The organism is Streptomyces pactum, from assembly GCF_016031615.1.
Lineage (GTDB): Bacteria > Actinomycetota > Actinomycetes > Streptomycetales > Streptomycetaceae > Streptomyces > Streptomyces pactus.
Genome location: NZ_JACYXC010000001.1, coordinates 4,222,396 through 4,247,879, shown reverse-complemented (window position 1 = coordinate 4,247,879; position 25,484 = coordinate 4,222,396). Strand labels below are relative to the sequence as shown.

Here is a 25,484-nt window from a genome sequence, read left to right as displayed (position 1 = left end):
GGGCCGCCCGGACCGGCCCGGTACGTGCGGGGCAGCGGAGCCCGACGCGGAAGGGCGGGCCGCCCCGCCCGGTCCGTGGCCGCTCCGCCCGGGGCCGGCCCGCCCGCGCACCGGCCGGTGGTCCGCCCGCCCGCGGCCCGTCGGGTACGGCGCATCGGGCACGTCCCGTGGCGGCCGGACCCCGGACGAACGGCCACCCAACCCGGACGTGCACGGCCGGACTCCGGACGTACACGGCGAGACCTGGACGTGGAACCCCGATGTCCCGCCATACGTCCGGCGTACGCCCGGATCGCGACCCGCGTACCTCCGGAAGGCGGTCCGGTGCCCCGGGCGGCCGCCCCGGATCGGGCCGCCCGGGTGCCGAGGTCACCCGGGCGCGTACGGCCCCGGCACCCGCCCGGACACCGTGCGGCACCTGGCGGACGTCCGGAAACCGGTGTCCCGTATCCGGTGACCGGTACGGACGCCCGGGTCCGGGGCGCTCCCCGCCCCGGACCAGGAGGGGCCCCGGAACCGGGTCGGCCGCGTCCCGGACCTCGCTCCCGGAGGTCCGTCGACGGCCCCGGTGCACCGGCCGGGGCCCGCGCTCCGGCCCCCTCGACCGCGGGTGAGGGGGAGATAACAGAGCGGGTACGAGGGGTCGCCCGCCCGGTTGCTCAGTGGCATGATCGCTGGCGCACGCATCCGTCCGGGACGACGGGGAGAGCCGGGAAGAGCCATGGGAGAGGGGACACCAGGGTGATCCTCACGGTCACACTCAACGCTGCCCTCGACATCACCTACCGGGTGCCCCGGCTCCGGCCCCACGGCACGCACCGCGTCACGGAGGTCGTCGAACGGCCCGGCGGCAAGGGCCTCAACGTGGCCCGGGTGCTCGCCTCGCTCGGCCACCGCGCGGTGGTCACCGGCTTCGTCGGCGGCGGCACCGGCGACGCGCTGCGCCGGCTGCTCGCGGAGTCCGGCCAGGTCACCGACGCGCTGGTCCCGGTGGCCGGCGCCACCCGCCGCACGGTGAGCGTGGTGGACGCCGCGTCCGGTGACACCACCCAGCTCAACGAGCCCGGACCGCAGGTCACCGTCGCCGAGTGGGACGCCTTCACCGACCGCTACACCGCGCTGCTCCGCGACGCCTCGGCGGTCGCGCTCTGCGGCAGCCTGCCGCCGGGGCTGCCGGTGGGCAGTTACGCCCAGCTGGTCCGGGAGGCGCACGCCGCCCGGGTACCGGTCCTCCTCGACACCAGCGGCGAGCCGCTGCGGCGGGGCATCGCCGCCCGGCCCGACCTGGTCAAGCCCAACGCCGAGGAGCTGGCCGGGCTGACCGGCTCCACCGAACCGATGCGCGCCGCCCGCGACACCCGGCGGCGCGGGGCGCACGCGGTCGCCGCCTCGCTCGGCCCGGACGGGATGCTGCTGGTCACCTCGGAGGGCGTCTGGCGGGCCGCGCCGCCGCGCCGGCTGTCCGGCAACCCGACCGGTGCCGGGGACTCCGCGGTGGCCGGGCTGCTGTCCGGCCTGGTGGAGGGGCTGCCCTGGCCGGAGCGGCTGGCCCGCGCGGTGGCCCTCTCCGCGGCGACCGTACGGGCCGTGGCGGCGGGCGAGTTCGACCGCACGACCTACGAGGAGCTGCTGCCCCGGGTCACCGTCACCGCACAGCAGGCGGCGGCGTGAGCCGGCCCGGGCGTGCCCCCGCGCGGCCGCCCCCGCCGGCCCGGCCACGCGTCCGCCCCGCCGTCCCACCGGCCCCGCGGCACCTGTCGGCCCCGCCGAACCGGCCGCCGGGCACCGCACCCGGCACCCCGCCGGACCTCCCGCGTGGTCGCCGTCGCCACCGCGCCGGCACCCGCGTACACCGACACCCACCACCCGCTCACCGGACCGCGGTGACACCGCGGTCCGACCGACGGGCCGGCCGCGGCCCGGATTGGGGAACCGTATGCCTCTCGTCGCCACGGCCGAACTGGTCGCAGCAGCCCGGGCCGCCGGGCGCGGTGTGGCCGCGTTCAACGTCATCACCCTGGAGCACGCCGAGGCGATCGCCGCCGGGGCGGAGGCCACCGGCCGGCCCGCCGTGCTCCAGGTCTCCCAGAACGCGGTGCGGTTCCACGGCGGCCGGCTCGGTCCGCTGGCCGCCGCGATGGCCGAGGTGGCCCACGCCGCCGACGTGCCGCTCGCCCTCCACCTCGACCACGTGACGAGCGTGGAGCTGCTGCGGTCGGCGCCGGCGCACGGTTTCGGGTCGGTGATGTTCGACGCCTCCGCCCTGCCGTACGCGCGGAACGTCGCGGCCACCGCGGACGCGGTGCGCTGGGGGCACGAGCACGGCGTCTGGGTCGAGGCCGAGCTGGGCCGGGTGGGCGGCAAGGACGGCGAGCCGCCGCTCGACGCGCACGCCCCCGGGGTGCGGACCGACCCGGAGGAGGCCGCCGGGTACGCGGCGGCGACCGGGGTGGACGCGCTCGCGGTCGCGGTGGGCAGCTCACACGCCATGACCGAACGGACCGCGGCGCTGGACCACGGGCTGATCCGGCGGCTGCGCCGGGCGGTGCCGGTGCCACTGGTGCTGCACGGTTCCTCCGGCGTGCCGGACGCGGAGCTGCGGCGGGCCGTCACCGCCGGCATGGTGAAGATCAACATCGGTACGGCGCTGAACACCGCCTTCACCGGCGCGGTCCGGGCCCACCTCGCCGGTCACCCAGGGGTGGTGGACCCGCGCCGGTACCTGGCTCCCGCCCGGGACGCGATGGCCCGGACGGTCGCGCACTTCATCGGCCTGCTGGACGGGGAGGCCGCCGCGGCCGACGGGACCGCGCCGGAGCCCTCGGCGAACACGGCCGGAACCGGGAACGCGGCCGGAACCCGGACCGGGAACGGGAACGCGGCCGGGGATCCGGTGACCGCGGACGGCGGGTCCTGAGCCGCCCCGGCCCCCGCTTCCCTCCGCACCGGACACCGGCACCCGGTCCGCCGGCGCACCACCACCCGGCGGCGCCGGCGGGCCCGGCCGACCCGGCGGCCCTGGGGCCCCCGCGCGCAGGAACCCCCGCGCGCCGGATCCCCCGCCGCGCCGGGGCCCGGGCGGCTCTACCCGGCGGCGGGCCGCCCCGCGCCGCGCCCCGGGGCGGGCGTCACTTCTGCAGCCACACCTGGTCGAGGTTGACCTGGCACTTGTCCCCCGCCTGGCAGGAGATCACCACCGTGTTCGTGCCCTCGTTGAGTTCCACGATCGCGTAGGTGTGGGTCCAGCCCTTGGCCCAGTCGCCCTTCCCGGCCTTGGCCCAGTTCGCCATGTTCAGCGAGCGGTTCTCCCCGCTGTTCACGCTGAGCGACAGGCTCTGGTCCTCGCCCGGCACCCCGTACCCGACGTACAGCCGGTACGTACCGGGCTTGTCGACGTTCACGCTCCAGGTGGCGGAGGCGCCCGGCTTGTCGATGCCGGCGACGTAGGTGCCGCCCTCCGACTTCGCGCCCTCGACGGCATTGGCCGGGGTGGCACCGCCGCCCAGGGTCAGCTCGCGGGCGTCCTTGGTCGGCAGCGGCTGCGGCTTGGGCGACTTGGCCTTGGTCGGCGGGTCGGCCGGCTCCACCGTCTCCGCGGCGGTCGGGGTGCTGGTGCCCTCCGCCTGCGGCTCCTTGTCGTCGGAGCCGTTGTTGATCAGCGCCACCCCGATCCCGGCGATGACCACCGCCACCACGGCTATCGCGCCGATCAGCAGCCCCTTGACGTTCGGCCCCCGGCCGCCACCGCCCGACCCGTGGCCGCGCGGCGCCCCCGCCGGGCGGCGGGGCGCCCCGCCGGGCAGCGTCTCGGGCGCGGCGTAGTGGGCACTCTGACGTCCGTGACCGGGCTGGCCGCCGGCCTGCTGGCCCGGGCCCTGCGGCCCCTGGGGCGCGTAACCCTGGTTCGGCCCCGGGTAGCCGTAGCCGCCCTGGCCGTGCCCCGGGGCACCGTGCTGGCCCACGAAGGACTGCTGGCCCCCGTAGCTGCGCTCCCCGACCGCACGGACGTGGTTGTACGAGGTGCGCGGGACACCGGGCTGATGTGTCCCGGGGCCGGGGTAGCCGTACCCTCCGGTGCGCGCTCCGGCCGCCCCCGTCTGCCCCGACTGCCCCGACTGCCCTGGCTGATCGCCCTCCTGCCGGTACAGGTAGGCGAAGGGGTCGTCGTTCTCCGGCGTGCCCGGGCCGTTGTTGCCGGCCGTCATCCCTCTCGTCACTCTCCCATGCCTGTGGCCATCGGCGCGCGGGCGCGCGTGCCGCGTGCGGGAAGCACACGACGGGCGCGTGCTTCCGCATGCGGTGGATGCGTGCACCGCACACGGTGGAACAGCTCATACCGGGGCCTGGACGTCACCGACGGACCCGGATGTCCGCTCCGGCCGATATTCATGATCGATTCATTGTCGGTGACACCCCCGGCGTGACCGCCGGCGGCCCTCCGACGACACCGCTGACCCGGCGCAGCCTACCCCGATCGGGTGACGCCACGCGGGGCCCGGTTCCTCATCCGGCCCGGCGGTTGGCCTTGGCCCGGGACCTCTTCTCCACATACATCCGCTGGTCGGCGGATTGCAGGACCTCCTCCGCGGACATCCCGCAACTCGCCCAGCCGATACCGAAACTCGCCCCCACCCGCACCGCCCGGCCGTCCACCCGGATCGGCGGCATGATGGCGTTCCGCAGCCGGACCGCCAGGTCCTGGGCGTCCGCACGGCCCAGCCCGTCGGCGAGCACCACGAACTCGTCGCCGCCCATCCGCGCCACGGTGTCCCCGTCGCGCACCCCGGCGGTGAGCCGGCGGGCCACCTCGATGAGCACGGCGTCCCCGGTGTGGTGGCCGAACCGGTCGTTGATGGACTTGAAGCCGTCGAGGTCGCAGAAGAGGACGGCGAGCCCCTTGTGGCCGTCGTCCACGTCCTCGGCGGGGGCGTAGGCGTGCACGTGGTCGAACGGCAGGCCGTCGGCGGCCACCGGCACCCCGCCGGTGAGCGGCTCGGCCCCGAAGCCGTCCAGCGCGTACCCGTCGGTGTAGCCGTCGACGTACCCGTCGGTGTAGCCGTCCGGGTAACCGTCGGTGTAGCCGTCGGGAAGGCCGGCCCCGTTGGCGAGGGCGGCGCCCTCCGGCACCCCGGGCGGCCCGGAGCGGGGCGGGTGGGCGCAGAGCCGGGCGGAGAGCCGGGCGCGCAGCTCGGCGCTGTTCGGCAGCCCGGTCAGCGAGTCGTGGCTGGCCCGGTGGGCGAGCTGGATCTCGTGGCGCTTGCGCTCCTCGATGTCCTCCACGTGGGTCAGCAGGAAGCGCGGGCCGTCGGCGGCGTCCGCGACCACCGAGTTCCGCAGCGACACCCACACGTAGCTGCCGTCCCGGCGGGCCAGCCGCAGCTCCGCGCGACCGCCCTCGGCGGAGGTGCGCAGCAGGGTGCCGATGTCCTCCGGGTGCACCAGGTCGGAGAAGGAGTAGCGGCGCATCACCGAGGCCGGGCGGCCCAGCAGCCGGCACAGCGCGTCGTTGGCGCGCAGCAGTCTGCCGTGCTGGTCGCCGCCCATCTCCGCTATCGCCATGCCGCTGGGGGCGTACTCGAACGCCTGCCGGAAGCTCTCCTCGCTGGCCCGCAGCGCCTGCTGCTCCCGCTCCAGGCGGACCAGCGCGCGCTGCATGTTCGCGCGCAGCCGGGCGTTGCCGATCGCAATCGCGGCGTGGAAGGCGTACATCTGCAGCGCCTCGCGCCCCCAGGCGCCGGGCCGGCGTCCGTTGCGCGGCCGGTCCACCGAGATGACGCCGATCAGCTCCCCGGCGGAGGCGCCGGCCGCGTACATCGGGGCGAAGAGCCGGTCCATCGGGTGCCACTCGTCCTCGAAGCGGGGCGCCGGCCCGACGGTGTGCCACTGCGGGACGTCGTCGTCGTCCAGCACCCAGCCCTCGGTGTACGGGATGAAGCGCAGGTCACCCCAGCGGTCGCCCATCGCCAGCCGGCGCTCCCAGGACTTGCGGGACCCCACCCGCCCGGCCATCAGCGCCTCCGCGCCGGCGCTCCCGGCCACGGCCGCGACCACCAGGTCCCCGTCGGCGCGCACCAGGTTGACCGCCGACAGCTCGTAGCCGAGGCCGGCGATGATGCCGTCGGCCACGGTCTGCAGGGTGTCGGCGAGGCTCCGCGCGGTGTTCAGGTCGGCGACCACTTGATGCAGCTGCCGCAGGGTCGCAAGACGGATGTACGGCTCCGACTCGGTCTCCATCGCTGCTCTCCCCCGAGACCTCGACAGCAAACTCCTGGCTTCTTGTCGTCCGATTGCCACGGTCACTGAATCACAGCGAGCTTCCCATTCGGTACACAGGGTCAACAATTCTCGACCCCTGTGACTCATGTCACAGTGCGTAGAGCGTCGCTGAACAGAGCGTGTGGGAGCGCTCCAATTTTTTCGGAACGCAAATCCACGCCGTTTAACCTGGACCGGAAGTCGGTATGGATCATGGTCTGCTCCGGCCCCGTTCCGCCCCGGTGTCCGCCCTCCACTCCGGTTCCGCCGCGCCACCGGCGGCGTCCGCGCGGAACTCCTCCCGCGCCCCACGGGATTTCCCGCCGGTCCTCCAGCCGGCCTCCACCGCCCCCCGGTCCGCACCTACCCCCCGACCCGCGGATTCCACTCCCCCTCGACCCCCGACCGACTCCGAAGCGACCCTGAAACGGCCCGGAATCGACCCCGGGCGCGGATCCGGCCCGCCGCGGGCACCCGGCCCGGCGTCCGGGGAGGCGTGGTGCGGGCGCGGTCGCGGTGCGGGCGGAGCACGGCCCGGGCCGGTTCGGTCCGGCGCGATGCGGTCCGGTACGGATTCCCGCCCGGCCCGGATCGGTCCGTGGTCCTACGCCCCGGCTGGTCCCGGGGTCCGATGCCGCCGGCCGGACGGTCCGGTTAGCGTTCCCCTGTGCTGCCACGAACCCCTCCCGCGCCCGTCGAATCCGTCATGCCCCATGCTGGTGGGGTGAGTGAGGAGCAGTTCCGTGCCGCCCTCTCGCGGCTGGCTGCGGGTGTGGTGCTGGTGACCGCGCACGATCCCGAGGAGGGGCCGCGCGGCGAGGACGTCGGCATGACCGCCACCGCGTTCCTGTCCGTCTCGCTGGACCCGCCGCTGGTGATGGTGAGCGTGCGCACCGGTGCCCGGATGGACGAGCTGCTGGAACGCCAACCGCTGTGGGCGGTGTCGATCCTCGCCGAGGACCAGCGCCAGGTGGCCGGCCGGTTCGCCATGAAGGGGCGGGTCAGCGACCGGCTGCTCTTCCAGGAACTCCCGCACACCCGCGGCGCGACCTCCGGGGCACCGCTGGCCGACCGCGCACTGGCCCACCTGGAGTGCCGTACCGAGCAGCGGGTGGCGGCCGGTGACCACACACTGGTCATCGGCCGGGTGCTCACCGCCGCCACCCCGGGCACGGCCGAGGGGCCGCTCACCTACTTCCGCGGCCGGTACCGCCGGCTCGGCTGACTTAGCCGGGCCGGGCCGCCGGCGGCGGGCCGCGCCCCGGGGCCCGGGAGCGGGCGGCCCCGGGAACGCGCGGTCCGGGCCGGACCGCGCGGGCCTCCCGCGGCCCACCCGGGTCCGGACAGGCCGGCGCCCCGGCGGGAGAGACCCACCGGGGCGCGTGACGGGACGGTGCCCGGTCAGTTCAGGATCAGCCCGAGCAGCATGGCGATCAGCCGGTCGCGCTTGTCGACGGCGTGGTTCTCGCCGCCCTCGCCGGGCCGCCCGGCGTGGTCCCCGGCGTACTGACCGGAGTTGTTCCCGGCGTACTGACCGGAGCCGGTCTTCCCGTACTGGTCGCCCTGCTGGTTCCCGTACTGGTTCCCCTGCTGGTTGCCGTGCTGGTTCCCCTGCTGGCTCCCCTGCTGGTTCCCGGACTGGCTCCCCTGCTGGTTCCCGGACTGGCCGTACCGGTCACCCTGCTGGTTGCCGTGGTCGTTCCCCGACTGACCGTGCTGGTTGCCGTAACCGCCGTCCTGCCGGTCGCCGTACCGCCCGTCCTGGTCGTTCCGGCCGTCGTTGCCGTGGTGGCCGTCGTTGCCGTTCCGGCCGTCGTGGCCGTACCGCCCGGAGTCGCCGTGGCCGCCGTACCCCTTCCCCTTGTCACAGGGGGAGGAGCCGTGCCCACGGCCGCCCCCGCGCGCCTCGACCTCACCGTAGGCGGGGAGGATGCGCCCGACGTGGTACGAGCCGGACTCCTCGCCGTCCTGGTCCTGACCGTAGAACGGCAGGTCGAAGGAGACCGCGACGCTCCGGTACCGACCGGTGTCGCAGGACCCGTGGCCGCCCGACTGGTGGCCGCCGTCGGACCGGTCCTGCGCCCACCGGTACTCGTGCTCGTTGCCCTGCCCCTGGTCACCACCGTGCTGGTGCGAGCCCTGGTGGTGAGCACCGTGCTGGTGGGAGCCCTGCTGGTGGCCACCCTGGTGGTGAGCGCCGTGCTGGTGCGAGCCCTGGTGGTGGGAGCCGTGCTGGTGATGTGACGCATGGTGCTGGTGATGGGTCTCGTGGCCGTGTCCGCCGGGCCGGCCGTGCTGGTGGCTGCCCTTCTTGGCGTGCTGGGCGGAGTTGCCGGAACCCGACTTCTTCGTACCGCTCGCTTTCTTCGCACCGGTCTTGGCGGCGCCGGACGAGGACGCCGACTGCTTGGCCGGCTTGGGGGCGGGCCCCGTGGTCGCGTACGCCGCGCCGGCCGCCGGCAGACAGAGCGCTGCCGCCATCCCGACGATCACGGAACCACGGCGGAGGGTGTGGAGCATCAGGCACCTCTTACTCGGAAAAATGAAGTCCGTTATTGCCTAATTAACGAGCTTTCAGGGAGAAGAGGAGGGAACGTCACGGCGTGGCCCCGAACCGGGACTTTCGAACCACCGGAATGCAGCAACCACCGGGCCGGGCGCGCGGCCGGGCGCCCGAGGGGCGCTGACGCGGTCTCAGGACCAGTCGCGCCCGCTGCGTCCGCGCTTGGTCTCGCCGCGCTGCTTCTTCTGCCGCAGCCGGCGTTCGTTGATGCCGCGCGGCACGCGGGTGGGCCGGCGGGGGGCGGGGCGGCGGCGCGGTGGCCTCGGCCAGCAGCGCCGCGAGCCGGGTGGCGGCGGTCTCCCGGTTGCGCCACTGCGAGCGGTGCTCGGAGGCGCGTACTGACACCACACCGTCCGTCAGCCGGCCGGCCAGCCGCTCCAGCGCCCGCTCCTTCCACACCGGCGGCAGCGCCTCGGTGGCCGCCAGGTCGAACCGCAGCTCCACCTGGCTGTCGCTGGTGTTGACGTGCTGGCCGCCGGGCCCCGAGGACCGCGAGAAACGCCACATCAGCTCGGCCTCCGGCAGGGAGACCGAACCGCGGATGACGTAGGGCCCAGGCATGCCCACATCATCCCGCTTCCCCCGCGCCGCGTCATCCGCATAACCTCCGGCCCCCGGGACGGAGCCCCCGGGCCCGCTCCGGCCTACCGACTCTCCGGCCCTCTGCCCCTCCGGCCTACCGACTCTCCGGCGTCCCGGGCAAAGAAAGCCCGAGTTGTGGAACCCGGTGGTGCCCGGTCGGCGTTGTGAGGGGTGACGGTAGCTTCGTCGTCCGGCACGAAGCCCGACGAACGTCGAAACACGAAAGGGACTCCCCATGGCTGTAAGCCTGTCCAAGGGCGGCAACGTCTCCCTCACCAAGGAGGCTCCGGGCCTGACCGCCGTCACGGTCGGCCTCGGCTGGGACGTCCGCACCACCACGGGCACCGACTTCGACCTCGACGCCAGCGCCATCGCGGTGAACGGCAACGGTCAGGTCTACTCCGACCAGCACTTCGTCTTCTTCAACAACAAGTCCACCCCGGACCAGACCATCGTGCACACCGGTGACAACCTCACCGGCCAGGGCGAGGGCGACGACGAGCAGATCAGCGTCAACCTGGCGTCCCTGCCGGCCGACATCCAGAAGGTCGTCTTCCCGGTCTCCATCTACGACGCCGAGTCCCGCAGCCAGAACTTCGGCCAGGTGCGCAACGCCTACATCCGCATCCTCAACCAGGCCGGCGGCGCCGAGATCGCCCGCTACGACCTGAGCGAGGACGCCGCCACCGAGACCGCCATGGTCTTCGGCGAGCTGTACCGGCACGGCGCGGAGTGGAAGTTCCGCGCGGTCGGCCAGGGCTACGCGGCCGGCCTGGCCGGCATCGCGAAGGACTTCGGCGTCAACATCTGAGTCCCGGCGCCGGATGGGCTCGCCCGTTCGAGCCGAAGGCCCCCGCCACGACGGCGGGGGCCTTCCCCGTACCCGGCCCGGCCCCGGCGGCCCCGCCCGTCCGCCGTCCCGGCGGGCTCTCCGCCCCGGCCGGCCGGCCCGGCAGCGCCGCGGGCCCGGGAGACTGGCGCCCCCTGCCCCGGTGGGGTCCGGGGGGCGGGGGCGTGCGGGTGTACCGGGAGCCCTGGCGGTCGCCGGGGGCACCGCCCGGCCGGGCCGGTGGCGTCAGGCGGCCGCCGCGGCCACCCGCGACTCGCGGCCGTCGGCCGGCTCGTCCAGCGGGGAGGAGGTGGCTCCGGCGTACGCCTCGTGGTCCAGGATCTTTTCCCGGGCCGAGACCAGCACCGGGACCAGCGCCTGGCCGGCCACGTTGGTGGCGGTGCGCATCATGTCCACGATCGGGTCGATGGCCATCAGCAGACCGACGCCCTCCAGCGGCAGGCCCAGGGTGGACAGCGTCAGGGTGAGCATGACGGTCGCGCCTGTGAGGCCCGCGGTGGCGGCCGAGCCGACGACCGACACGAAGGCGATCAGCAGGTAGTCGGTGATGTCGAGCTGGACGTCGAAGATCTGGGCGATGAAGATCGCGGCGATCGCCGGGTAGATCGAGGCGCAGCCGTCCATCTTGGTGGTGGCGCCGAACGGCACCGCGAACGACGCGTACTCCTTCGGGACACCCAGGCGCTCGGTGACCTTCTGGGTCAGCGGCATGGTGCCCACCGAGGAGCGGGAGACGAACGCCAGCTGGATGGCGGGCCAGGCGCCGCGGAAGAACTGCAGCGGGTTGACCTTGGCGACCAGCGACAGCAGCAGCGGGTACACACCGAACATCACCAGGGCGCAGCCGATGTAGATGTCGGCGGTGAAGGTGGCGTACTTGCCGATCAGGTCCCAGCCGTACTCGGCGATGGCGTAGCCGATGAGGCCCAGGGTGCCCAGCGGGGCGAGGCGGATGACCCACCACAGCGCCTTCTGGAGCAGCTCCAGCACGGCGTTGCTGAGGCTGAGGATCGGCTGCGCCTTCTCGCCCAGCTGGAGGGCGGCGACACCGGCGACGGCGGCCATGAAGACGATCTGCAGCACGTTCAGGTCGGTGAACGGCGTGATGACGTTCTCCGGGACGATGCCGGTCAGGAAGTCCAGCCAGCCGCCGGAGTGCTCCGGCTTCAGGCCGTCCTTCGGGGTCAGCCCGGTACCCGAGCCCGGGTCCGTGAGGAGGCCGATGGCCAGGCCGATGGCCACGGCTATCAGCGAGGTCGCCATGAACCACAGCAGGGTCCGGGTGGCCAGCCGGGCGGCGTTGTTGACGTTCCGCAGGTTGGTGATGGAGACCAGGATCGCGAAGAAGACCAGCGGCGCGACGGCCAGCTTCAGCAGCTGGACGAAGATCGAGCCGATCTTGTCGAGGGTGGTCACCAGCCAGGCGACGTCACCGCTGCGGGCGGCCCAGCCGAGCAGCACACCCAGGACCAGACCGGTCAGGATCTGCGCCCAGAAGGGGACCTTGGGCAGGCGGAAGGGGGGCGTGGAGCCCGTCGCGGGGACGGACCCGGTGGAGGACGCGGACGACTCCGAGGACAACGGACACTCTCCGGGGACGGGAGGCGGACGGAAGGTTTCAGCAAAGGGTGGTCAGGCACCGGAGGACCGGGCGTGACGGAGCCGGCGGGTCCCTGCGGCGGGACTCCGGGCCGGCGCGCCGGGACGGGGACGGTCTCAGCGGTGGTGACAGGCCGCGCTCGGACAACACGCCGCGGCCGGGCGGGGGAGGCCCCCCACGTGAGCGGAGCCGAGGCCCTGAGGGAGGCAGAAGGCGACGTGCAGGCGCGCCACGAGCGGGACGCTCATGGTGTTCCGATGCGCAGCTGCTGTCTTCATGGCATTTACAGTAACACCGTCGCTTTGGGGCGCTCAAAGATTATCTTTGAGCGCCGGCCGTCCGGGCCGGGCCCTGGTATGCCAACGCCCCGCCGGCCGGGGGGTGAACCGGCGGGCGGGGCGGGGGGTGACGGGGGAAGCGGGTGTGAGCAGCCTTACATCCGCCGGGGCGGCGGGGCCGGGGGCGCCTCGCGGTCCGGGACGACCGGATGCCGCTGCCGCCCGGCGCACGGCCGGCCACGCGCCCCGCCGATGACGGGACCCTGCGGCGACGGGACGGGCGGCCACCACCCACCGGCGGCGACGGGACGGGCGGGCACCCACCCGGCGGGCGGCTCGGCGCGCCCGGGGCGGGACCGGCTCAGGCGCCGTCCTCCTGGCTCCGGTTGGCGTTGAACCGCTCCTTGACCTTGTCCACCTTCTCGACGAGCTGCTCCGACATCTCGTCCCGCTGCTTGCGCAGCAGCACCAGGCTGAGCGGCGCGGAGACGACGAGCGCGAGCAGCAGCACCCAGAAGAAATTGGAGTTGTTGGCACCGGCCGGCACGAGCCCGAAGTACACCAGGCCCCACATGACCAGGAAGCACCCGACGAAGATCCCCAGGCGCATGGCGGAATAGCGCACCGTGGCGCTCATCTTGGCGGACATGGCTGGTCTTCCTTCTGCTGGAGTATCTGCGCAACCAGACATCCAGTGAATCACGCCCGCTTCCGGATCATTTCAGCGGCAGCCACATCATGATGTCGTCGCGGAGTTCCCCGTCCCCGACCCGTATCGCGTCGGGCTGCCGCCCGATCTCCTTGAACCCCACCGCCTCGTAGAAGCGCTCCACCCCCCGGCCGCCGCGCACCCCCAGGCGGAGCGCGTCGAGCCCGGCGTCCCGGCCCGTCTCGATCACCTCGCGCATCAGCCGCCGGCCGTGCCCGCCGCCCTGCAGGCCGGGGTCCACCATCACGGTGACCACCCAGGCCCAGTGCCGCATCAGCCGGTGGTCGTTGAACTTCAGGTACGCGGTCCCCACCAGCGCCCCGCCCCGGTACGCGGCGACCATCCGCATCTCGCCGGCGGCGACCGCCGCGGCCTGCGCGTCGGCGACCGGGCGGACGTCGTCGGGGGTGACCGGGGGCACGAAGCCGACCGCGCCGTCGGCGTTGGTGACGCGGGTCCACAGCTGGACGATCTCCTCCCGCAGCGCGGGGGTGAGCTGGGGGTCACGGAGGACTGTAAGGGTCATAGGCGGAGTGTATCCATTACCACTCCGGGTCGGCCCGGCCGCCCGCCGGCCGTCCCCGACGCTCAGCCGAGCGCCCCGGCCACCACCCGCAGGTCGGAGACCAGCCCCCGGTACGTCGCCTCCCGGTCGGCGGCGCGGAGCACCGCGGACGGATGGATGGTCGCCACCACGCACTCCGCCCCGGGCGCCTCCCCGTCCAGTTCCGGGCAGGGCAGCGGCACCCCGCGCTGCCGGGTCACCCGGAACGACGGGCCGAGCAGCGCCTTGCCGGCGGTGGCGCCCAGCGCGACGATCACCTCGGGTTCGACCAGCCGGATCTCGGCGACCAGCCAGGGCCGGCAGGCGGTCAGCTCCCGCAGGTTGGGGGCCTTGTGTATGCGGCGCTTGCCGCGCTCGGGGACGACCTCGAACTTGAAGTGCTTCACCGCGTTGGTGACGTAGGTCTCGGTGGGGTCGATGCCCGCCTCGTCCAGCGCCCGCATCAGCACCCGGCCGGCCGGGCCCACGAACGGCTGACCCGCGCGGTCCTCCTGGTCGCCGGGCTGCTCCCCGACGAGCACCACCCGGGCGTCGGCGTCCCCGGAGCTGAAGACGGTCCGCTCGGCGGCCCGGTGCAGCGGGCACCCCCGGCAGCCGGCCGCGGCGGCGCGCAGCGCGGCCAGGTCGGCCCGTTCGGGGACGAAGGGCGCGGCGGTGTACGCCTCCTCCGGCCCCGTTCCCGCGTCGCCCGCGGCGCCCCCGCGTGATGCTCGCGTTCCGGCCATGCCGCGCCGGGTACCCGGCGCGGCCTCGGGTCACACCCGCATCGGCTGCGGGGACTCCCGGAGGGCCGGGTCCGGGCCCTCGTACTCGCGGATGATCTCGTACCGGGTGTTCCGCTCCACCGGCCGGAAGCCGGCGTCCCGGATCAGGCCGAGCAGGTCGTCGCGGGTGAGCTTGTTCGGGGTGCCGTAGTTGTCGGCGTCGTGGGTGATCTTGTACTCGACCACCGACCCGTCCATGTCGTCGGCGCCGTGGTTGAGCGCCAGCTGGGCGGTCTGCACCCCGTGCATCACCCAGAAGACCTTCACGTGCGGCACGTTGTCGAACAGCAGCCGGGAGACCGCGAAGGTCTTCAGCGCCTCGGCCCCGGTGGCCATGGTGGTGCGGGCCTGGAGCCGGTTGCGGACCTTGCCGTCCTTCATGTCCACGAAGTCGTGCTGGTAGCGCAGCGGGATGAAGACCTGGAAGCCGCCGGTCTCGTCCTGGAGCTCACGCAGCCGCAGCACGTGGTCCACCCGGTGCCGGGGCTCCTCGATGTGGCCGTAGAGCATCGTGCACGGCGTCTTCAGCCCCTTGGCGTGGGCCAGCCGGTGGATGCGCGACCAGTCCTCCCAGTGGGTGTCGTGGTCCACGATGTGCTGCCGGACCTCCCAGTCGAAGATCTCGGCGCCGCCGCCGGTCAACGACTCCAGCCCGGCCTCGATCAGCTCGTCGAGGATCTCGTCGGCGGTGAGGCCGGAGATCTTCTCGAAGTGGTGGATCTCGGTGGCGGTGAACGCCTTCAGGGAGACCTGCGGCAGGGCCTCCTTCAGCGCCTTCAGCGAGCGCGGGTAGTACCGCCAGGGCAGGTTGGGGTGGAGGCCGTTGACGATGTGCAGCTCGGTGAGGTTCTCGCCCTCCATCGCCTTGGCGAGCCGGACGGCCTCCTCGATGCGCATGGTGTACGCGTCCTTCTCCCCCGGCTTGCGCTGGAAGGAGCAGTAGGCGCACGAGGCGGTGCACACGTTCGTCATGTTGAGGTGGCGGTTGACGTTGAAGTGGACGACGTCACCGTTCTTCCGCGTCCGCACCTCGTGGGCGAGACCGCCCAGCCAGGCCAGGTCGTCGCACGCGTACAGGGCGATGCCGTCCTCACGGGACAGCCGCTCACCGGCGCGGACCTTCTCCTCCAGCTCGCGCTTGAGCCCAGCGTCCATCCGAGGCCGCCTCCCGTACGTCTGCTTTTGTGGCCTTCCTCAGGAGCCTACTCCCACGGTCGCGGACCGGACGCCGGCCCCCGCCCCGGGGCGCCGCACCGGGCGCCCCGCCCGCCGTGCCGGACGGACCGCACCGCACCGCACCGGGCGTCCCCGCCGCCCGGTCGGGCCGCCCGGCCTGACGCCGGGTCAGCCGGCCCCGCTCCCCGGCCGCGCGCCGGCCGTGGACCGGGCCGCGCCCCTCCGGCCGGCGGCCGGTCCCCGGCCCGGGCCCGGCAGACGTCCGGCCCAGGTCCGGCAGCGGCCCGGTCAGACCTCCTCGGGCAGTTCCCCGACGCGGTTCTCCCACTTGGTGGAGAGCACGATGGTGGTCCGGGTGCGGGACACCCCCTTGGTGCCCGACAGCCGCCGGATGGTGCGCTCCAGCCCGTCCACGTCGGTGGCCCGCACCTTGAGCATGTAGGAGTCGTCGCCCGCGATGAACCAGCAGTCCTCCACCTCGGCCAGGTCCCGCAGCCGGGTCGCCACGTCCTCGTGATCGGTGGCGTCCGACAGCTGAATGCCGATCAGCGCGGTGACCCCGAGGCCCAGCGAGGCCGCGTCCACGGTGGCCCGGTACCCGGTGATCACGCCGGCCGCCTCCAGCCGGTTGATCCGGTCCGTGACGCTCGGGCCCGAGAGGCCGACCAGCCGGCCGAGCTCGGCGTAGGAGGCCCTGCCGTTCTCCCGGAGGGCCTGGATGAGCTGCCTATCCACCGCGTCCATATGCCTGGCGCCTTCCATTGCTCTGCGATCTCACCGATTTACATGTAGAATCTAAGGCATGCAGGGTCGGTTGCCCTGCAAATCTCTCATACGATCAATGACGATCCTCAGGAGTTGAGACTCACCGTGTACACGATCGAGATGGCGTACGCCCGCATGCGTGAGCTGCAGGAGCTGGCCGGCCGCTCGCGTGCTCACCGTCCCGCCGCTTCCCCGCAGCGCGCCCGCGCCGCCCGGCGCCCCGTCGCCAAGAAGCGCTGACCGGCGCCGGGCCCCGGCCCGCCGCCCTCCATCCCGCACCGGAGCGCCCCGCGCCCGGCCGGTCTCACCGCGGAGCGGCGCCACCGCGCAGCTCCCCTTCCCACCGGCGGTACAGCCTGTGCGGCACCCCTGCCGCGTCCAGCACCCGCCCCGCGACGAAGTCCACCAGATCCTGGATGTGCGTCGCACCCGCGTAGAACGCCGGCGAGGCGGGCACCACCACGGCGCCCGCCTCGTCCAGCGTCACCAGATGCCGCAGCGTCTGCCCGTTCAGCGGTGCCTCCCGGACCGCGACCACCAGCGGCCGCCGCTCCTTGAGGTTCACACTCGCCGCGCGCTGCAGCAGGTCCTTCGACAGCCCCAGCGCCACCCCGGCCACGCACGCGGTGCTCGCCGGCACGATGAGCATCCCCTTGACCCGGTACGAGCCGGACGACGGCCCGGCGGCCAGGTCCCCCGCCGCCCAGTGCCGCACCCGGCCGACCTCCGCCTCGAAGGCGTCCGGCGTACCGTCGGCGCCGCGCGCCAGCCACCGCCGCAGGTCCTCGCGCCAGTGCGCGTCGCGGTAGGTGATGCCCGTCTCGTCCAGCAGCGTCAGCCGCGACGCCCGGCTGACCACCAGGTCCACGTCCTCGCCCGCGTCCAGCAGGCCACGGATCACCGAGGCGGCGTACGGCGTGCCGGAGGCCCCGGAGACCCCCACCACCCAGGGCCGGCGGGCGCCGTCGCCGCCGCCGGGGGCCGGTGCCCCGCCCTCCGCCACGGGTCCGGTGTGCGGGACGCCGGGGACGCCGGCGGCGGCCCGCACACCGGGTCCGGCACCGGCGTCTGCGCTGCCCTGTTCGCTGTTCTGTTCACGCGGCTCCACGCCATCGAGCCTATCCGGCGCCCTCCGGCGGGCTTCACCCGCTCAGGCCCCGGACCAGCAGATCCAGCAGCGCGCAGCAGAACAGCGCTATCCCGATGAAGCCGTTGACCGTGAAGAAGGCCCGGTTCAGCCGGGACAGGTCGCCCGGCCGGACGATGGCGTGCTCGTAGCAGAACGCCGCCACCACCACCGCCAGCCCGGCCCAGAAGAACCCGCCGGCGTCGGTGGCCAGCCCGTACCAGGCGAGCAGCGCCACCGTCAGCACGTGGCAGCCGCGCGCCCCGTACAGCGCCCCGGCGACGCCGAAGCGGGCCGGTACCGACTTCACCCCGTTCTCCCGGTCCGACTCCACGTCCTGGCAGGCGTAGATCAGGTCGAAGCCGCCGATCCAGACGCCGATCGCGGCACCCAGGATCACCGCTTCCCACGACCACTCGCCGGTGACCGCGATCCAGGCGCCCACCGGGCCCATCGCCTGGGCCAGCCCCAGGATGGCGTGCGGGAAGTGGGTGAACCGCTTGCCGTACGGATAGACCACCATCGGCACCACCGCCACCGGCGCCAGCGCCAGGCACAGCGGGTTGAGCAGCGCCGCCGCGCCCAGGAAGACCACCAGCGCCACCAGCGCCCCGGCCCACGCCGACCGCACCGACACCGCCCCGGTCACCAGCTCCCGGCCCGCGGTGCGCGGGTTGCGGGCGTCTATCTCCCGGTCGATGATCCGGTTGCAGGCCATCGCGAAGGTGCGCAGCCCCACCATCGCCACCGTCACCAGCAGCAGCCCCAGCCAGTCGATCTCGCCGTCGTCCAGCAGCATCGCGGTGAACGACGCCATGTAGGCGAAGGGCAGCGCGAAGACCGAGTGCTCGATCATCACCAGCCGCAGGAAGGCCCGCAGCCGGCCGTCCGCCTGGCCCGGACCGGGCCCGACGACCCCTTCGGCCGCGCTCACCGGCGGTCTCCCATCACAGCCCGTACTCCTTCCAGCGGCGGTCCACCAGGGCCGCCGTACGCGGGTCCGACTCGACCATCTCCGGCCAGCCGCCGTCCCGGGTGTACCCCTCCTCGGGCAGCTTGCGGGTCGCGTCGATGCCCGCCTTGCCGCCCCAGAACTGCTGGTACGAGGCGTGGTCGAGATGGTCCACCGGGCCCTCGACCACGGTCAGGTCGCGGGCGTAGTCGGTGTTGCCCAGCGCCCGCCAGGACACCTCGTGCAGGTTGTGCACATCACAGTCGGCGTCCACCACGATGATCAGCTTGGTCAGCGACATCATGTGCGCGCCCCAGATGGCGTGCATCACCTTCTGCGCGTGCTTGGGGTACTTCTTGTCGATCGAGACGATCGCGCAGTTGTGGAACCCGCCGGACTCCGGCAGGTGGTAGTCGACGATGTCCGGCACGATGATCTTCAGCAGCGGGAGGAAGAACCGCTCGGTGGCCCGCCCCAGCGGCCCGTCCTCGGTCGGCGGCCGGCCCACCACGATGGACTGCAGCAGCGGACGGCGGCGCATCGTCACGCAGTCGATGGTCAGCGCCGGGAAGTCCTCCTGCGGGGTGTAGAAGCCGGTGTGGTCCCCGAACGGGCCCTCCGGCAGCATCTTCCCCGGCTCCAGCCAGCCCTCCAGCACCACCTCGGCGGCGGCCGGCACCTGGAGCGGCACGGTCTTGCAGTCCACCATCTCCACCCGCTTCCCCTGGAGGAAGCCGGCGAACAGGTACTCGTCGATGTCACCGGGCAGCGGCGCGGTGGAGGCGTACGTCACCGCCGGCGGCGCCCCGAACGCGATGGCCACCGGCAGCTTCTCGCCCCGGCGGGCCGCCACCTGGTAGTGGTTGCGGCTGTCCTTGTGGATCTGCCAGTGCATGCCGATGGTGCGCCGGTCGTGGCGCTGGAGGCGGTACAGGCCCAGGTTCCGCACCCCGGTCTCCGGGTGCTTGGTGTGGGTCAGCCCGAGGTTGAAGAAGGACCCGCCGTCCTTGGGCCAGGTGAACAGCGCGGGCAGCGCCTCCAGATCGACCTCGTCGCCCTGGAGCACCACCTCCTGGACGGGGGCGTCCTTGACCTTCTTCGGCGGCACGTGCGCGACCCCGGCCAGCTTGCCGAACGCCTCCCGCAGCCCACCGAAACCCTGCGGCAGTTCGGGCTTGACCAGCCCGCCGATCTTCTCGCTGATCTCGTCGTAGGAACGCAGGCCCAGCGCCTTCAGCAGCCGCCGGTCGGTGCCGAAGACGTTCATCGCCAGCGGCATCGCGGAGCCCTTGACGTTCTCGAAGAGCAGCGCCGGGCCGCCGGCCTTGTTCACCCGGTCCACGATCTCGCCGACCTCCAGATGGGGGTCAACTTCGGCCTTGATGCGCTTGAGGTCGCCCTCGCGGTCAAGCGCGCGCAGAAACGAACGAAGATCGTCGTATGCCATGGGGTCAAGTATCCGCCATGGGCCCGGACCGGCTTGTCGCAGGGCGGGACAACCGCCGTCCGGCACCGTCCGCCGCGGCCCCGGGCGGCCGGCCGTCCGCACCGTCCGCCCCGGCTCCGGGCGGCCCGCGGTCCGCACCGTCCGCCGGTCGGTGGCGGTCCGCCCTCCGGACAGCGCCCGTCGCGGCTCCCGCGGCCGGCCGTCCGGCACCGTCCGGGTGGCCTCCGCGGCGCGCGGGACGGCTTCCTGGTCCGGCCGTCTACCCTGGTGCCCGTAACCCAGGGCCCGCGTCACGCGGCCCGTACACCAACGCAGGGGGACGGCCTCATGCTCCGGGTGCTGATGATTCTGGTACCGCTGGCGCTCAGCATCTACGCGTTCATCGACTGCATCACCACCGATGAACAGGAGGTCCGCTACATCCCCAAGCCGATCTGGGCGATCCTGATCCTGCTCTTCCCCGTCGTCGGCTCGGTCTCCTGGCTGATCGCGGGCCGCAACCGCACCCCGGCCGGCGGGAGCGGGCCGGCGTTCGGCCGGCGGCGCGGCGGCTGGGTCGCCCCGGACGACAACCCGGAGTTCCTGAAGTCCCTGAACGACCGTACGGGCCGGGACGGCGGGCCGGCCGACCGGGCCGCGGCCGACGAGGAGCCGGTCAAGGACCGGGAGACCGAGCGGCAGGGCGAGGAGGGGCCGCACCGCAAGGACGACGGCCCCGGCCCGGAGGACACCCCGCCGGCCCGCTGAGTACGCCCGCGAAAGCCGCTGACGCCACCCGCCGCACGCCGGCGGGGGCGCCCGCGGACCCGGGCCGCACCTGCCGCGCCGCCGGGAACCCCCGCGCCCGCGGGGGACGCGGCGGGCCGTCCCGCGGTACGGACGGCGAGCCCGCGCAGGCCCGTGCGGCGGCGGGGACACGGCCCGTCACGTATCCGCGTGCGGCGGCGGGGACACGGCCCGTCACGTATCCGGGCCCGCGTGGGGGTGGTCACGTCCTGAGCCGTCCCAAGACCGACGGCCGGTTCCCGTGACGCGGGTCACAGAAGGACCCGGGCCACCGGAACCGGCCGGAGAAGCGGTGGTCACCGCGGCGGCACCCGGCCGGGGCGGCCGGGTGCCGGGACGACGGCGGATCAGACTCCGGAGTACGAGTGCTTGCCGGAGACGAAGATGTTGATGCCGTAGTAGTTGAACAGGTAGGAACCGAAGGCGATCAGGGCCAGGTACGCGGCCTTGCGGCCCTTCCAGCCGGCGGTGGCGCGGGCGTGCAGGTAGGACGCGTACGCGGCCCAGGTGACGAAGGACCAGACCTCCTTGGGGTCCCAGCCCCAGTAGCGGCCCCAGGCCACCTCGGCCCAGATGGCGCCGGCGATGATGGTGAACGTCCACAGCGGGAAGACCGTGGCGTTGATGCGGTACGAGAACTTGTCCAGCGACGCGGCGGACGGCGTCCGGGCCAGCACCGAGCTGACGAAGGCGCCGTACTGCTTGCCCTCCGGGTTCTCCAGCCGGGCCTCGTAGCTGTCCCGGAACAGGTACAGCAGCGCGGAGACCGCGCCCAGGTACAGGGCCGCGCCGGAGACGATGGCGCAGCTGACGTGGATCCACAGCCAGTACGAGTCGAGCGCGGGGACCAGCTGGTCGTTCTCGGTGTAGAGCACCGACACGGCCAGCCCCAGGTCCAGCAGGATCGTGGTGACCAGCGGCAGACCGATCCAGCGCACGTTCTTCCGCAGCGCCAGCAGCACCAGGTACGTCCCCACCGCGACCATCGCGAACGTGGTGGAGAACTCGTACATGTTGCTCCACGGCGCCCGCTTCACCGCCACGGCGCGGGAGACCACACCGCCGGCGTGGATCAGGAAGCCGAGGACGGTCAGGCCGACCGCGATCCGGCCGTACAGGTCGCCCCGCTCGCTGGTGCCCGCGGCGCCGGGGCCGTCGGGCACGTCGCGGCGGCCGGCCGCGGAACGGGTGATCACCTTGGGCCGCTCCAGCACCGCGGTGCCACCGGAGCCGGCGGAACCGGCGGCGGCACGGGTCGCGGCCTCCGCCCCGGCGGGCGCCGGTTCTCCGCGGTCGGTGGTGATCGCCGCGGCGGTACGGCCCACGGCGCTGCGGCTGCCGAAGACCCATTCGGCGATGTGGGCGAGGAAGGCCAGGGTGTAGACGGCCATCGCCGAGTAGACCAGCACGTTGCTGGACTCGGCCAGGCTCTCATTGGCTGCGGCGAGGTTCACGCGCGCACTCCTTCGGCGGGGTCTGCGGAATCGCCGGGATCGGCGGGTTCAGCGGGCTCGACCGGATCGTCGGATCCGGCGGAATCGGGGGCGCCGGCGCGGCCGGCGGGCACGGAGCCGGAGCCTGCGGCGTCACGGTCACCGGTACCGGCGACGGCACCGTCAGCGGCATCCGTGTCGGCGGCATCGGTGGCGGCGTCGGCGTCACGGTCACCGGCACCGGCGTCACGGGCGGGCCGGGCGTCGGCGGTGTCACGGGCGGCGTCGGCGTCACCCGTGGCCTCGGTGGTGGCGGCGTCGCCCGTGCCCTCGGTGGTGGCGTCGTCGTCGGTGGGGTCGGTGGCTTCGGCGTCGTCGCTCTCCGGGACGGGCGGCGCGTCGGCCTGGAGCGCGACCGCCAAGTCGGCCAGTTCCTCGGGCAGCCTGGCGGACTCGCTCCGGCCGAGGCCGGCCATCTCCACCAGCGTGGTGCCGTCCTCCTGGGCCACCGCCCGCACCCACACCCGGCGGCGCTGGATGAACAGCGAGGCGGCGAGGCCGATCAGCGCCGCGATGGCGCCGGCCAGGGCGCCGGGCGTGCCGGGCTTGTGGGAGATCTGGAAGGTCGCCCACTCCTTGATGCCGGTGAACTCCAGCGTGCCGGCGCCGTCCGGCAGCGTCAGGGACTCGCCGACCTTCAGCGCCCGGGCGAAGTTCTTCGTCTCGCCGGTCTTGCGGTCGCGCTCCTTGAACTGCTTCATCCGCGACTCGTCCAGCTGGTACACGTTCTGCGGGGTGCCGCCGTTGATGCCCAGGCTGCCGCGGTACGCGGTGAGGATCAGCGCCGGATTGTCCAGCGCCGGGAACTGGGAGAACATCGTGCCGGTGCGCAGGTCGAGGGTGGGCACGAACTGCCCCTGGAAGGCGATCTGGTCCTTCTCGCCGTCCTTGTTCCGGTAGTGGGGCACCTTGATGACCACGTTGCTGGTCAGGTTGGCACCCTCCAGCGGCAGCGACGCCACCGGCCCGCGGAAGGCGATGTCGCCCTGGCCGTCCCGGACGGTGACCACCGGCGCGTAGCCGTGCCCGAGGAGGAAGACCTTGTAGCCCTGCACCTCCAGCGGGTGGTTGACCTCGATGGTCTTCTTCTTCTCCGGACCGTCCGCGCCCTCCCAGTAGGTGACCCGGGCGCGGAAGGTGGTCGGGGTGCGCAGCTGCGGGCCGCTGCGGATGTAGTCGGCCTCGAACTTCTCCAGCTGGAAGCCGAACGGGGTCAGGTCGTCCGTCTTGAACAGCGGGCCGGACTGGATGTTGTCGTACTGGGTGAGGTTGTTGCTGAAGCCGTCGCCCTCCACCACGAGCTTGCCGCCCTCGGACTTCCACAGCTGCCCGGCGGCGAACGAGACCAGCATCACGATCAGGGCGATGTGGAAGACCAGGTTCCCCGCCTCGCGGAGGTAGCCCTTCTCCGCCGCGACCGCGCCGCCGGTGACGTGGTTGCGGAAGCGCCGCCGCCCGACCACCGAACCGGCGGCCCGCAGCACCTCCTCCGGAGCGGCCCCGGTGCGCCAGCTGGTGTACGCCGGGAGCCGGGAGAGGTTGCGCGGGGCGGCCGGCGGACGGCCGCGCAGCTGGCCGATGAACTGCCAGGTGCGCGGGACGATGCAGCCGATCAGCGAGATGAAGAGCAGGATGTAGATCGCCGAGAACCACACCGAGCTGTACACGTTGAACAGCTGGAGCTTCTCGTAGATCGGGGTCAGCGTCTCGTGCCGGGCCTTGAAGTCCTCGGCCTTGAGCGGCTCGATGCTGTCCTGCGGGACGAGCGAGCCGGGGATGGCGGCCATCGACAGCATGAACAGCAGCAGCAGCGCCACCCGCATGGAGGTCAGCTGCCGCCAGCACCAGCGCAGCCAGCCGGTGGCCTCCCGGCCGAGCCACTGCGCGGCGCCCAGCGCCCCGGGCCGGCGGGCCCCGCCGAACGAACCGGGGACGGCCTGTCCGCGCTCCTCCGCGGGGGCGGTGGACAGCTGCGAGCCGGCCGCGCCGAGGCCGCCGTCCTCCGGTGCCCCGGTCTTCGCGGCCCCGGTGTCGGTGTCGGTGGTGCCCATGGATCAGATCCCCACGTTGAAGCTGCTCGTCCAGACCTGCATGTCGTTGATCATGCGGTCCCAGATGCCGGTGACCAGCAGCACACCGAGAACCACCAGCATCCCGCCGCCGGCCCGCATCACCCACACGTAGTGGCGCTTGATCCAGCCGAACGCGCCGAGCGCCCGCCGGTAGGCGAGCGCCACCACGATGAAGGGCAGGCCCAGTCCAAGACAGTAGGCGACGGTCAGCAGCGCGCCGCGACCGGCACTCGCCTCGTTGAAGGAGAGCGCGTTGACCGCGGTGAGCGTCGGGCCCAGGCACGGCGTCCAGCCGACCCCGAACAGCACGCCCAGCACGGGCGCGCCCACCAGGCCCAGCGTCGGCTTGACGTGGAAGCGGAACTCCCGCTGCCCGAACCTCTTGAGCACGCCCATGAAGGCCAGGCCCAGCAGGATGGTGACCACGCCCAGCACCCGCGAGATGGTCTCCCGGTTCTCCTGGAGCTCCTGTCCCGCGTAGCCGAAGAAGGCGCCGGTGGAGACGAAGACCGCGGTGAAGCCGAGGACGAAGAGCGAGGCCCCGGCGAGCATCCGGCCGCGCCGCGCCTCCCCCAGGTCGGCGCCGGTGACCCCGGTCACGTACGACATGTAGCCGGGGACCAGCGGCAGCACGCACGGGGAGAAGAAGGAGACCAGACCGCCGAGCACGGCGATCGGCAGCGCGAGCAGCAGCGCCCCGCTGAGGACGGTCTCGTTGACGGCCGCGTCGGCGAGCGTGATCACAACGTCACTTCTCCGCGAGAATCGGATCGATCATGTCCCGCAGCTTCTCCTCGCTGAGCGGACGGAGCGCGCGGGCCGCGATCTTGCCGTCCCGGTCGATGACGATCGTGGTCGGGATGATCTGCGGGTTGAGGCTGCCCTTGGGGAAGCGCAGCATCAGCCTGCCGATGGGGTCGTAGAAGCTCGGGTAGGGGACGTTGTGGTCCCGCTCGAACTTGCGGGCGTTGGCGGCGTCCGGGTCGCGGGTGTTGATGCCCAGGAACTGCACCCCTTGGGCCTCGGTCTCCTTGGCGACCTTGACGAAGTTCGGCGCCTCCGCGATGCACGGCGCGCACCACGAGCCCCAGACGTTGAGGACGACGACCTTCCCCTTGTAGTCGCCGATGCTCAGCGGCTTGCCGTGGATGTCCTTCCCGGTCAGGTCGGGAACCTCGGTGCGGTCGCCCTTGGGGACGGTGTCCACGGCCCCCTTGCCGGTGACGAACTTGGTGTCCGACGATCCGCCGGACACACCCGAGCCGCACGCGGTCAGGGTCAGTGCGGTGATCGCGGCACCGGTGGCCAGCACGATTGCGCGACGGCGGTTCGCAAGGCCCCGGGGGGCGCGGCAGGCACTCATGTGAAAAGTTTCGCATGGGCGGTTCGGGGATCTTCCGCACCCCCCTGCGGCACGCCCGGCCCGTCCCGGCCCCCGGCCGGACCACGGAGGGGCGGGGCGCGGCGGGCGCCGCGAGGGGCCGGTGCGCGATGGGCGGTG

The 25,484-nt window shown here is 73.3% G+C and carries 23 protein-coding genes; 6 read left to right on the top strand and 17 right to left on the bottom strand.

Going from position 1 to position 25,484, the window contains the following annotated elements; translation table 11 throughout:
- Positions 1–741: 741 nt before the first annotated feature.
- Together IHE55_RS16840 and IHE55_RS16835 are read left to right on the top strand one after the other, a co-directional pair.
- On the top strand, positions 742–1,671 hold the full coding sequence (locus IHE55_RS16840; RefSeq protein ID WP_197989774.1) for a 1-phosphofructokinase family hexose kinase: 930 nt from the start codon (positions 742–744) through the stop codon (positions 1,669–1,671).
- A gap of 265 nt (positions 1,672–1,936) precedes the next feature.
- Positions 1,937–2,917 carry a class II fructose-bisphosphate aldolase gene (locus IHE55_RS16835; protein WP_197989773.1) on the top strand — a complete coding sequence of 327 codons (981 nt, stop codon included), beginning with the start codon at positions 1,937–1,939 and terminating at the stop codon, positions 2,915–2,917.
- 211 nt (positions 2,918–3,128) lie between these two features.
- Here the strand turns inward: IHE55_RS16835 and IHE55_RS16830 are convergent, their stop codons facing one another.
- Together IHE55_RS16830 and cdgB are read right to left on the bottom strand one after the other, a co-directional pair.
- Positions 3,129–4,205: a carbohydrate-binding protein gene (locus IHE55_RS16830; protein WP_197992057.1), complete on the bottom strand. Its 1,077-nt coding sequence runs from the start codon at positions 4,203–4,205 to the stop codon at positions 3,129–3,131.
- A 298-nt stretch (positions 4,206–4,503) separates the two neighbouring features.
- Entirely contained in the window at positions 4,504–6,234 is a 1,731-nt protein-coding gene (cdgB, locus tag IHE55_RS16825) for a diguanylate cyclase CdgB (protein ID WP_197989772.1), read from the bottom strand.
- 727 nt (positions 6,235–6,961) lie between these two features.
- Between cdgB and IHE55_RS16820 the strand changes: the two genes are divergently transcribed.
- On the top strand, positions 6,962–7,480 hold the full coding sequence (locus IHE55_RS16820) for a flavin reductase family protein (protein WP_197989771.1): 519 nt from the start codon (positions 6,962–6,964) through the stop codon (positions 7,478–7,480).
- A 176-nt stretch (positions 7,481–7,656) separates the two neighbouring features.
- Here the strand turns inward: IHE55_RS16820 and IHE55_RS16815 are convergent, their stop codons facing one another.
- Positions 7,657–8,775, bottom strand: coding sequence for a hypothetical protein (locus IHE55_RS16815; protein ID WP_197989770.1), 1,119 nt, complete (start codon positions 8,773–8,775; stop codon positions 7,657–7,659).
- A 76-nt stretch (positions 8,776–8,851) separates the two neighbouring features.
- Positions 8,852–9,379 carry an alternative ribosome rescue aminoacyl-tRNA hydrolase ArfB gene (gene arfB / locus IHE55_RS16810; protein ID WP_232265591.1) on the bottom strand — a complete coding sequence of 176 codons (528 nt, stop codon included), beginning with the start codon at positions 9,377–9,379 and terminating at the stop codon, positions 8,852–8,854.
- Between the two features lie 256 nt (positions 9,380–9,635).
- Between arfB and IHE55_RS16805 the strand changes: the two genes are divergently transcribed.
- Positions 9,636–10,211 carry a TerD family protein gene (locus IHE55_RS16805; protein WP_197989769.1) on the top strand — a complete coding sequence of 192 codons (576 nt, stop codon included), beginning with the start codon at positions 9,636–9,638 and terminating at the stop codon, positions 10,209–10,211.
- A 264-nt stretch (positions 10,212–10,475) separates the two neighbouring features.
- On the opposite strand, the gene IHE55_RS16800 is transcribed toward IHE55_RS16805, so the two are convergent.
- From IHE55_RS16800 to IHE55_RS16775, 6 genes are all read right to left on the bottom strand, one after another.
- Positions 10,476–11,831: a dicarboxylate/amino acid:cation symporter gene (locus tag IHE55_RS16800; RefSeq protein WP_197989768.1), complete on the bottom strand. Its 1,356-nt coding sequence runs from the start codon at positions 11,829–11,831 to the stop codon at positions 10,476–10,478.
- 658 nt (positions 11,832–12,489) lie between these two features.
- Positions 12,490–12,777 (bottom strand): DUF4229 domain-containing protein, encoded by a 288-nt coding sequence (locus tag IHE55_RS16795; RefSeq protein ID WP_197989767.1) that lies wholly within the window; start codon positions 12,775–12,777, stop codon positions 12,490–12,492.
- A gap of 67 nt (positions 12,778–12,844) precedes the next feature.
- Entirely contained in the window at positions 12,845–13,363 is a 519-nt protein-coding gene (locus IHE55_RS16790) for a GNAT family N-acetyltransferase (protein WP_197989766.1), read from the bottom strand.
- Between the two features lie 62 nt (positions 13,364–13,425).
- Positions 13,426–14,127 (bottom strand): UdgX family uracil-DNA binding protein, encoded by a 702-nt coding sequence (locus IHE55_RS16785; RefSeq protein ID WP_197989765.1) that lies wholly within the window; start codon positions 14,125–14,127, stop codon positions 13,426–13,428.
- A gap of 30 nt (positions 14,128–14,157) precedes the next feature.
- On the bottom strand, positions 14,158–15,321 hold the full coding sequence (gene mqnE, locus IHE55_RS16780) for an aminofutalosine synthase MqnE (RefSeq protein ID WP_197989764.1): 1,164 nt from the start codon (positions 15,319–15,321) through the stop codon (positions 14,158–14,160).
- 309 nt (positions 15,322–15,630) lie between these two features.
- Positions 15,631–16,086: an Lrp/AsnC family transcriptional regulator gene (locus IHE55_RS16775; RefSeq protein ID WP_197989763.1), complete on the bottom strand. Its 456-nt coding sequence runs from the start codon at positions 16,084–16,086 to the stop codon at positions 15,631–15,633.
- 114 nt (positions 16,087–16,200) lie between these two features.
- Between IHE55_RS16775 and IHE55_RS16770 the strand changes: the two genes are divergently transcribed.
- Positions 16,201–16,347 carry a hypothetical protein gene (locus tag IHE55_RS16770; RefSeq protein ID WP_197989762.1) on the top strand — a complete coding sequence of 49 codons (147 nt, stop codon included), beginning with the start codon at positions 16,201–16,203 and terminating at the stop codon, positions 16,345–16,347.
- A 64-nt stretch (positions 16,348–16,411) separates the two neighbouring features.
- Here IHE55_RS16770 and IHE55_RS16765 read toward each other — a convergent pair whose 3' ends face one another.
- From IHE55_RS16765 to IHE55_RS16755, 3 genes are all read right to left on the bottom strand, one after another.
- Entirely contained in the window at positions 16,412–17,110 is a 699-nt protein-coding gene (locus IHE55_RS16765; RefSeq protein ID WP_307826885.1) for a UbiX family flavin prenyltransferase, read from the bottom strand.
- A 139-nt stretch (positions 17,111–17,249) separates the two neighbouring features.
- On the bottom strand, positions 17,250–18,167 hold the full coding sequence (gene mqnP, locus IHE55_RS16760) for a menaquinone biosynthesis prenyltransferase MqnP (RefSeq protein ID WP_197989761.1): 918 nt from the start codon (positions 18,165–18,167) through the stop codon (positions 17,250–17,252).
- A gap of 13 nt (positions 18,168–18,180) precedes the next feature.
- Positions 18,181–19,632 (bottom strand): menaquinone biosynthesis decarboxylase, encoded by a 1,452-nt coding sequence (locus IHE55_RS16755; protein WP_197989760.1) that lies wholly within the window; start codon positions 19,630–19,632, stop codon positions 18,181–18,183.
- A gap of 327 nt (positions 19,633–19,959) precedes the next feature.
- Between IHE55_RS16755 and IHE55_RS16750 the strand changes: the two genes are divergently transcribed.
- Positions 19,960–20,379 carry a PLD nuclease N-terminal domain-containing protein gene (locus IHE55_RS16750; protein WP_197989759.1) on the top strand — a complete coding sequence of 140 codons (420 nt, stop codon included), beginning with the start codon at positions 19,960–19,962 and terminating at the stop codon, positions 20,377–20,379.
- Positions 20,380–20,765: 386 nt separating this feature from the next.
- Here the strand turns inward: IHE55_RS16750 and ccsB are convergent, their stop codons facing one another.
- Genes ccsB through IHE55_RS16730 form a run of 4 tightly spaced genes read right to left on the bottom strand, consistent with a single transcriptional unit; the run spans position 20,766 to position 25,346 of the window.
- On the bottom strand, positions 20,766–21,872 hold the full coding sequence (gene ccsB / locus IHE55_RS16745) for a c-type cytochrome biogenesis protein CcsB (protein WP_197989758.1): 1,107 nt from the start codon (positions 21,870–21,872) through the stop codon (positions 20,766–20,768).
- Positions 21,869–23,962 (bottom strand): cytochrome c biogenesis protein ResB, encoded by a 2,094-nt coding sequence (gene resB / locus IHE55_RS16740; protein ID WP_197989757.1) that lies wholly within the window; start codon positions 23,960–23,962, stop codon positions 21,869–21,871. The genes ccsB and resB overlap by 4 nt, the downstream gene beginning before the upstream one ends.
- Positions 23,963–23,965: 3 nt before the next feature.
- Positions 23,966–24,727, bottom strand: a complete 762-nt coding sequence (locus IHE55_RS16735) for a cytochrome c biogenesis CcdA family protein (RefSeq protein WP_197989756.1) — start codon at positions 24,725–24,727, stop codon at positions 23,966–23,968.
- A gap of 4 nt (positions 24,728–24,731) precedes the next feature.
- On the bottom strand, positions 24,732–25,346 hold the full coding sequence (locus IHE55_RS16730) for a TlpA family protein disulfide reductase (protein WP_197989755.1): 615 nt from the start codon (positions 25,344–25,346) through the stop codon (positions 24,732–24,734).
- Positions 25,347–25,484: the final 138 nt, after the last annotated feature.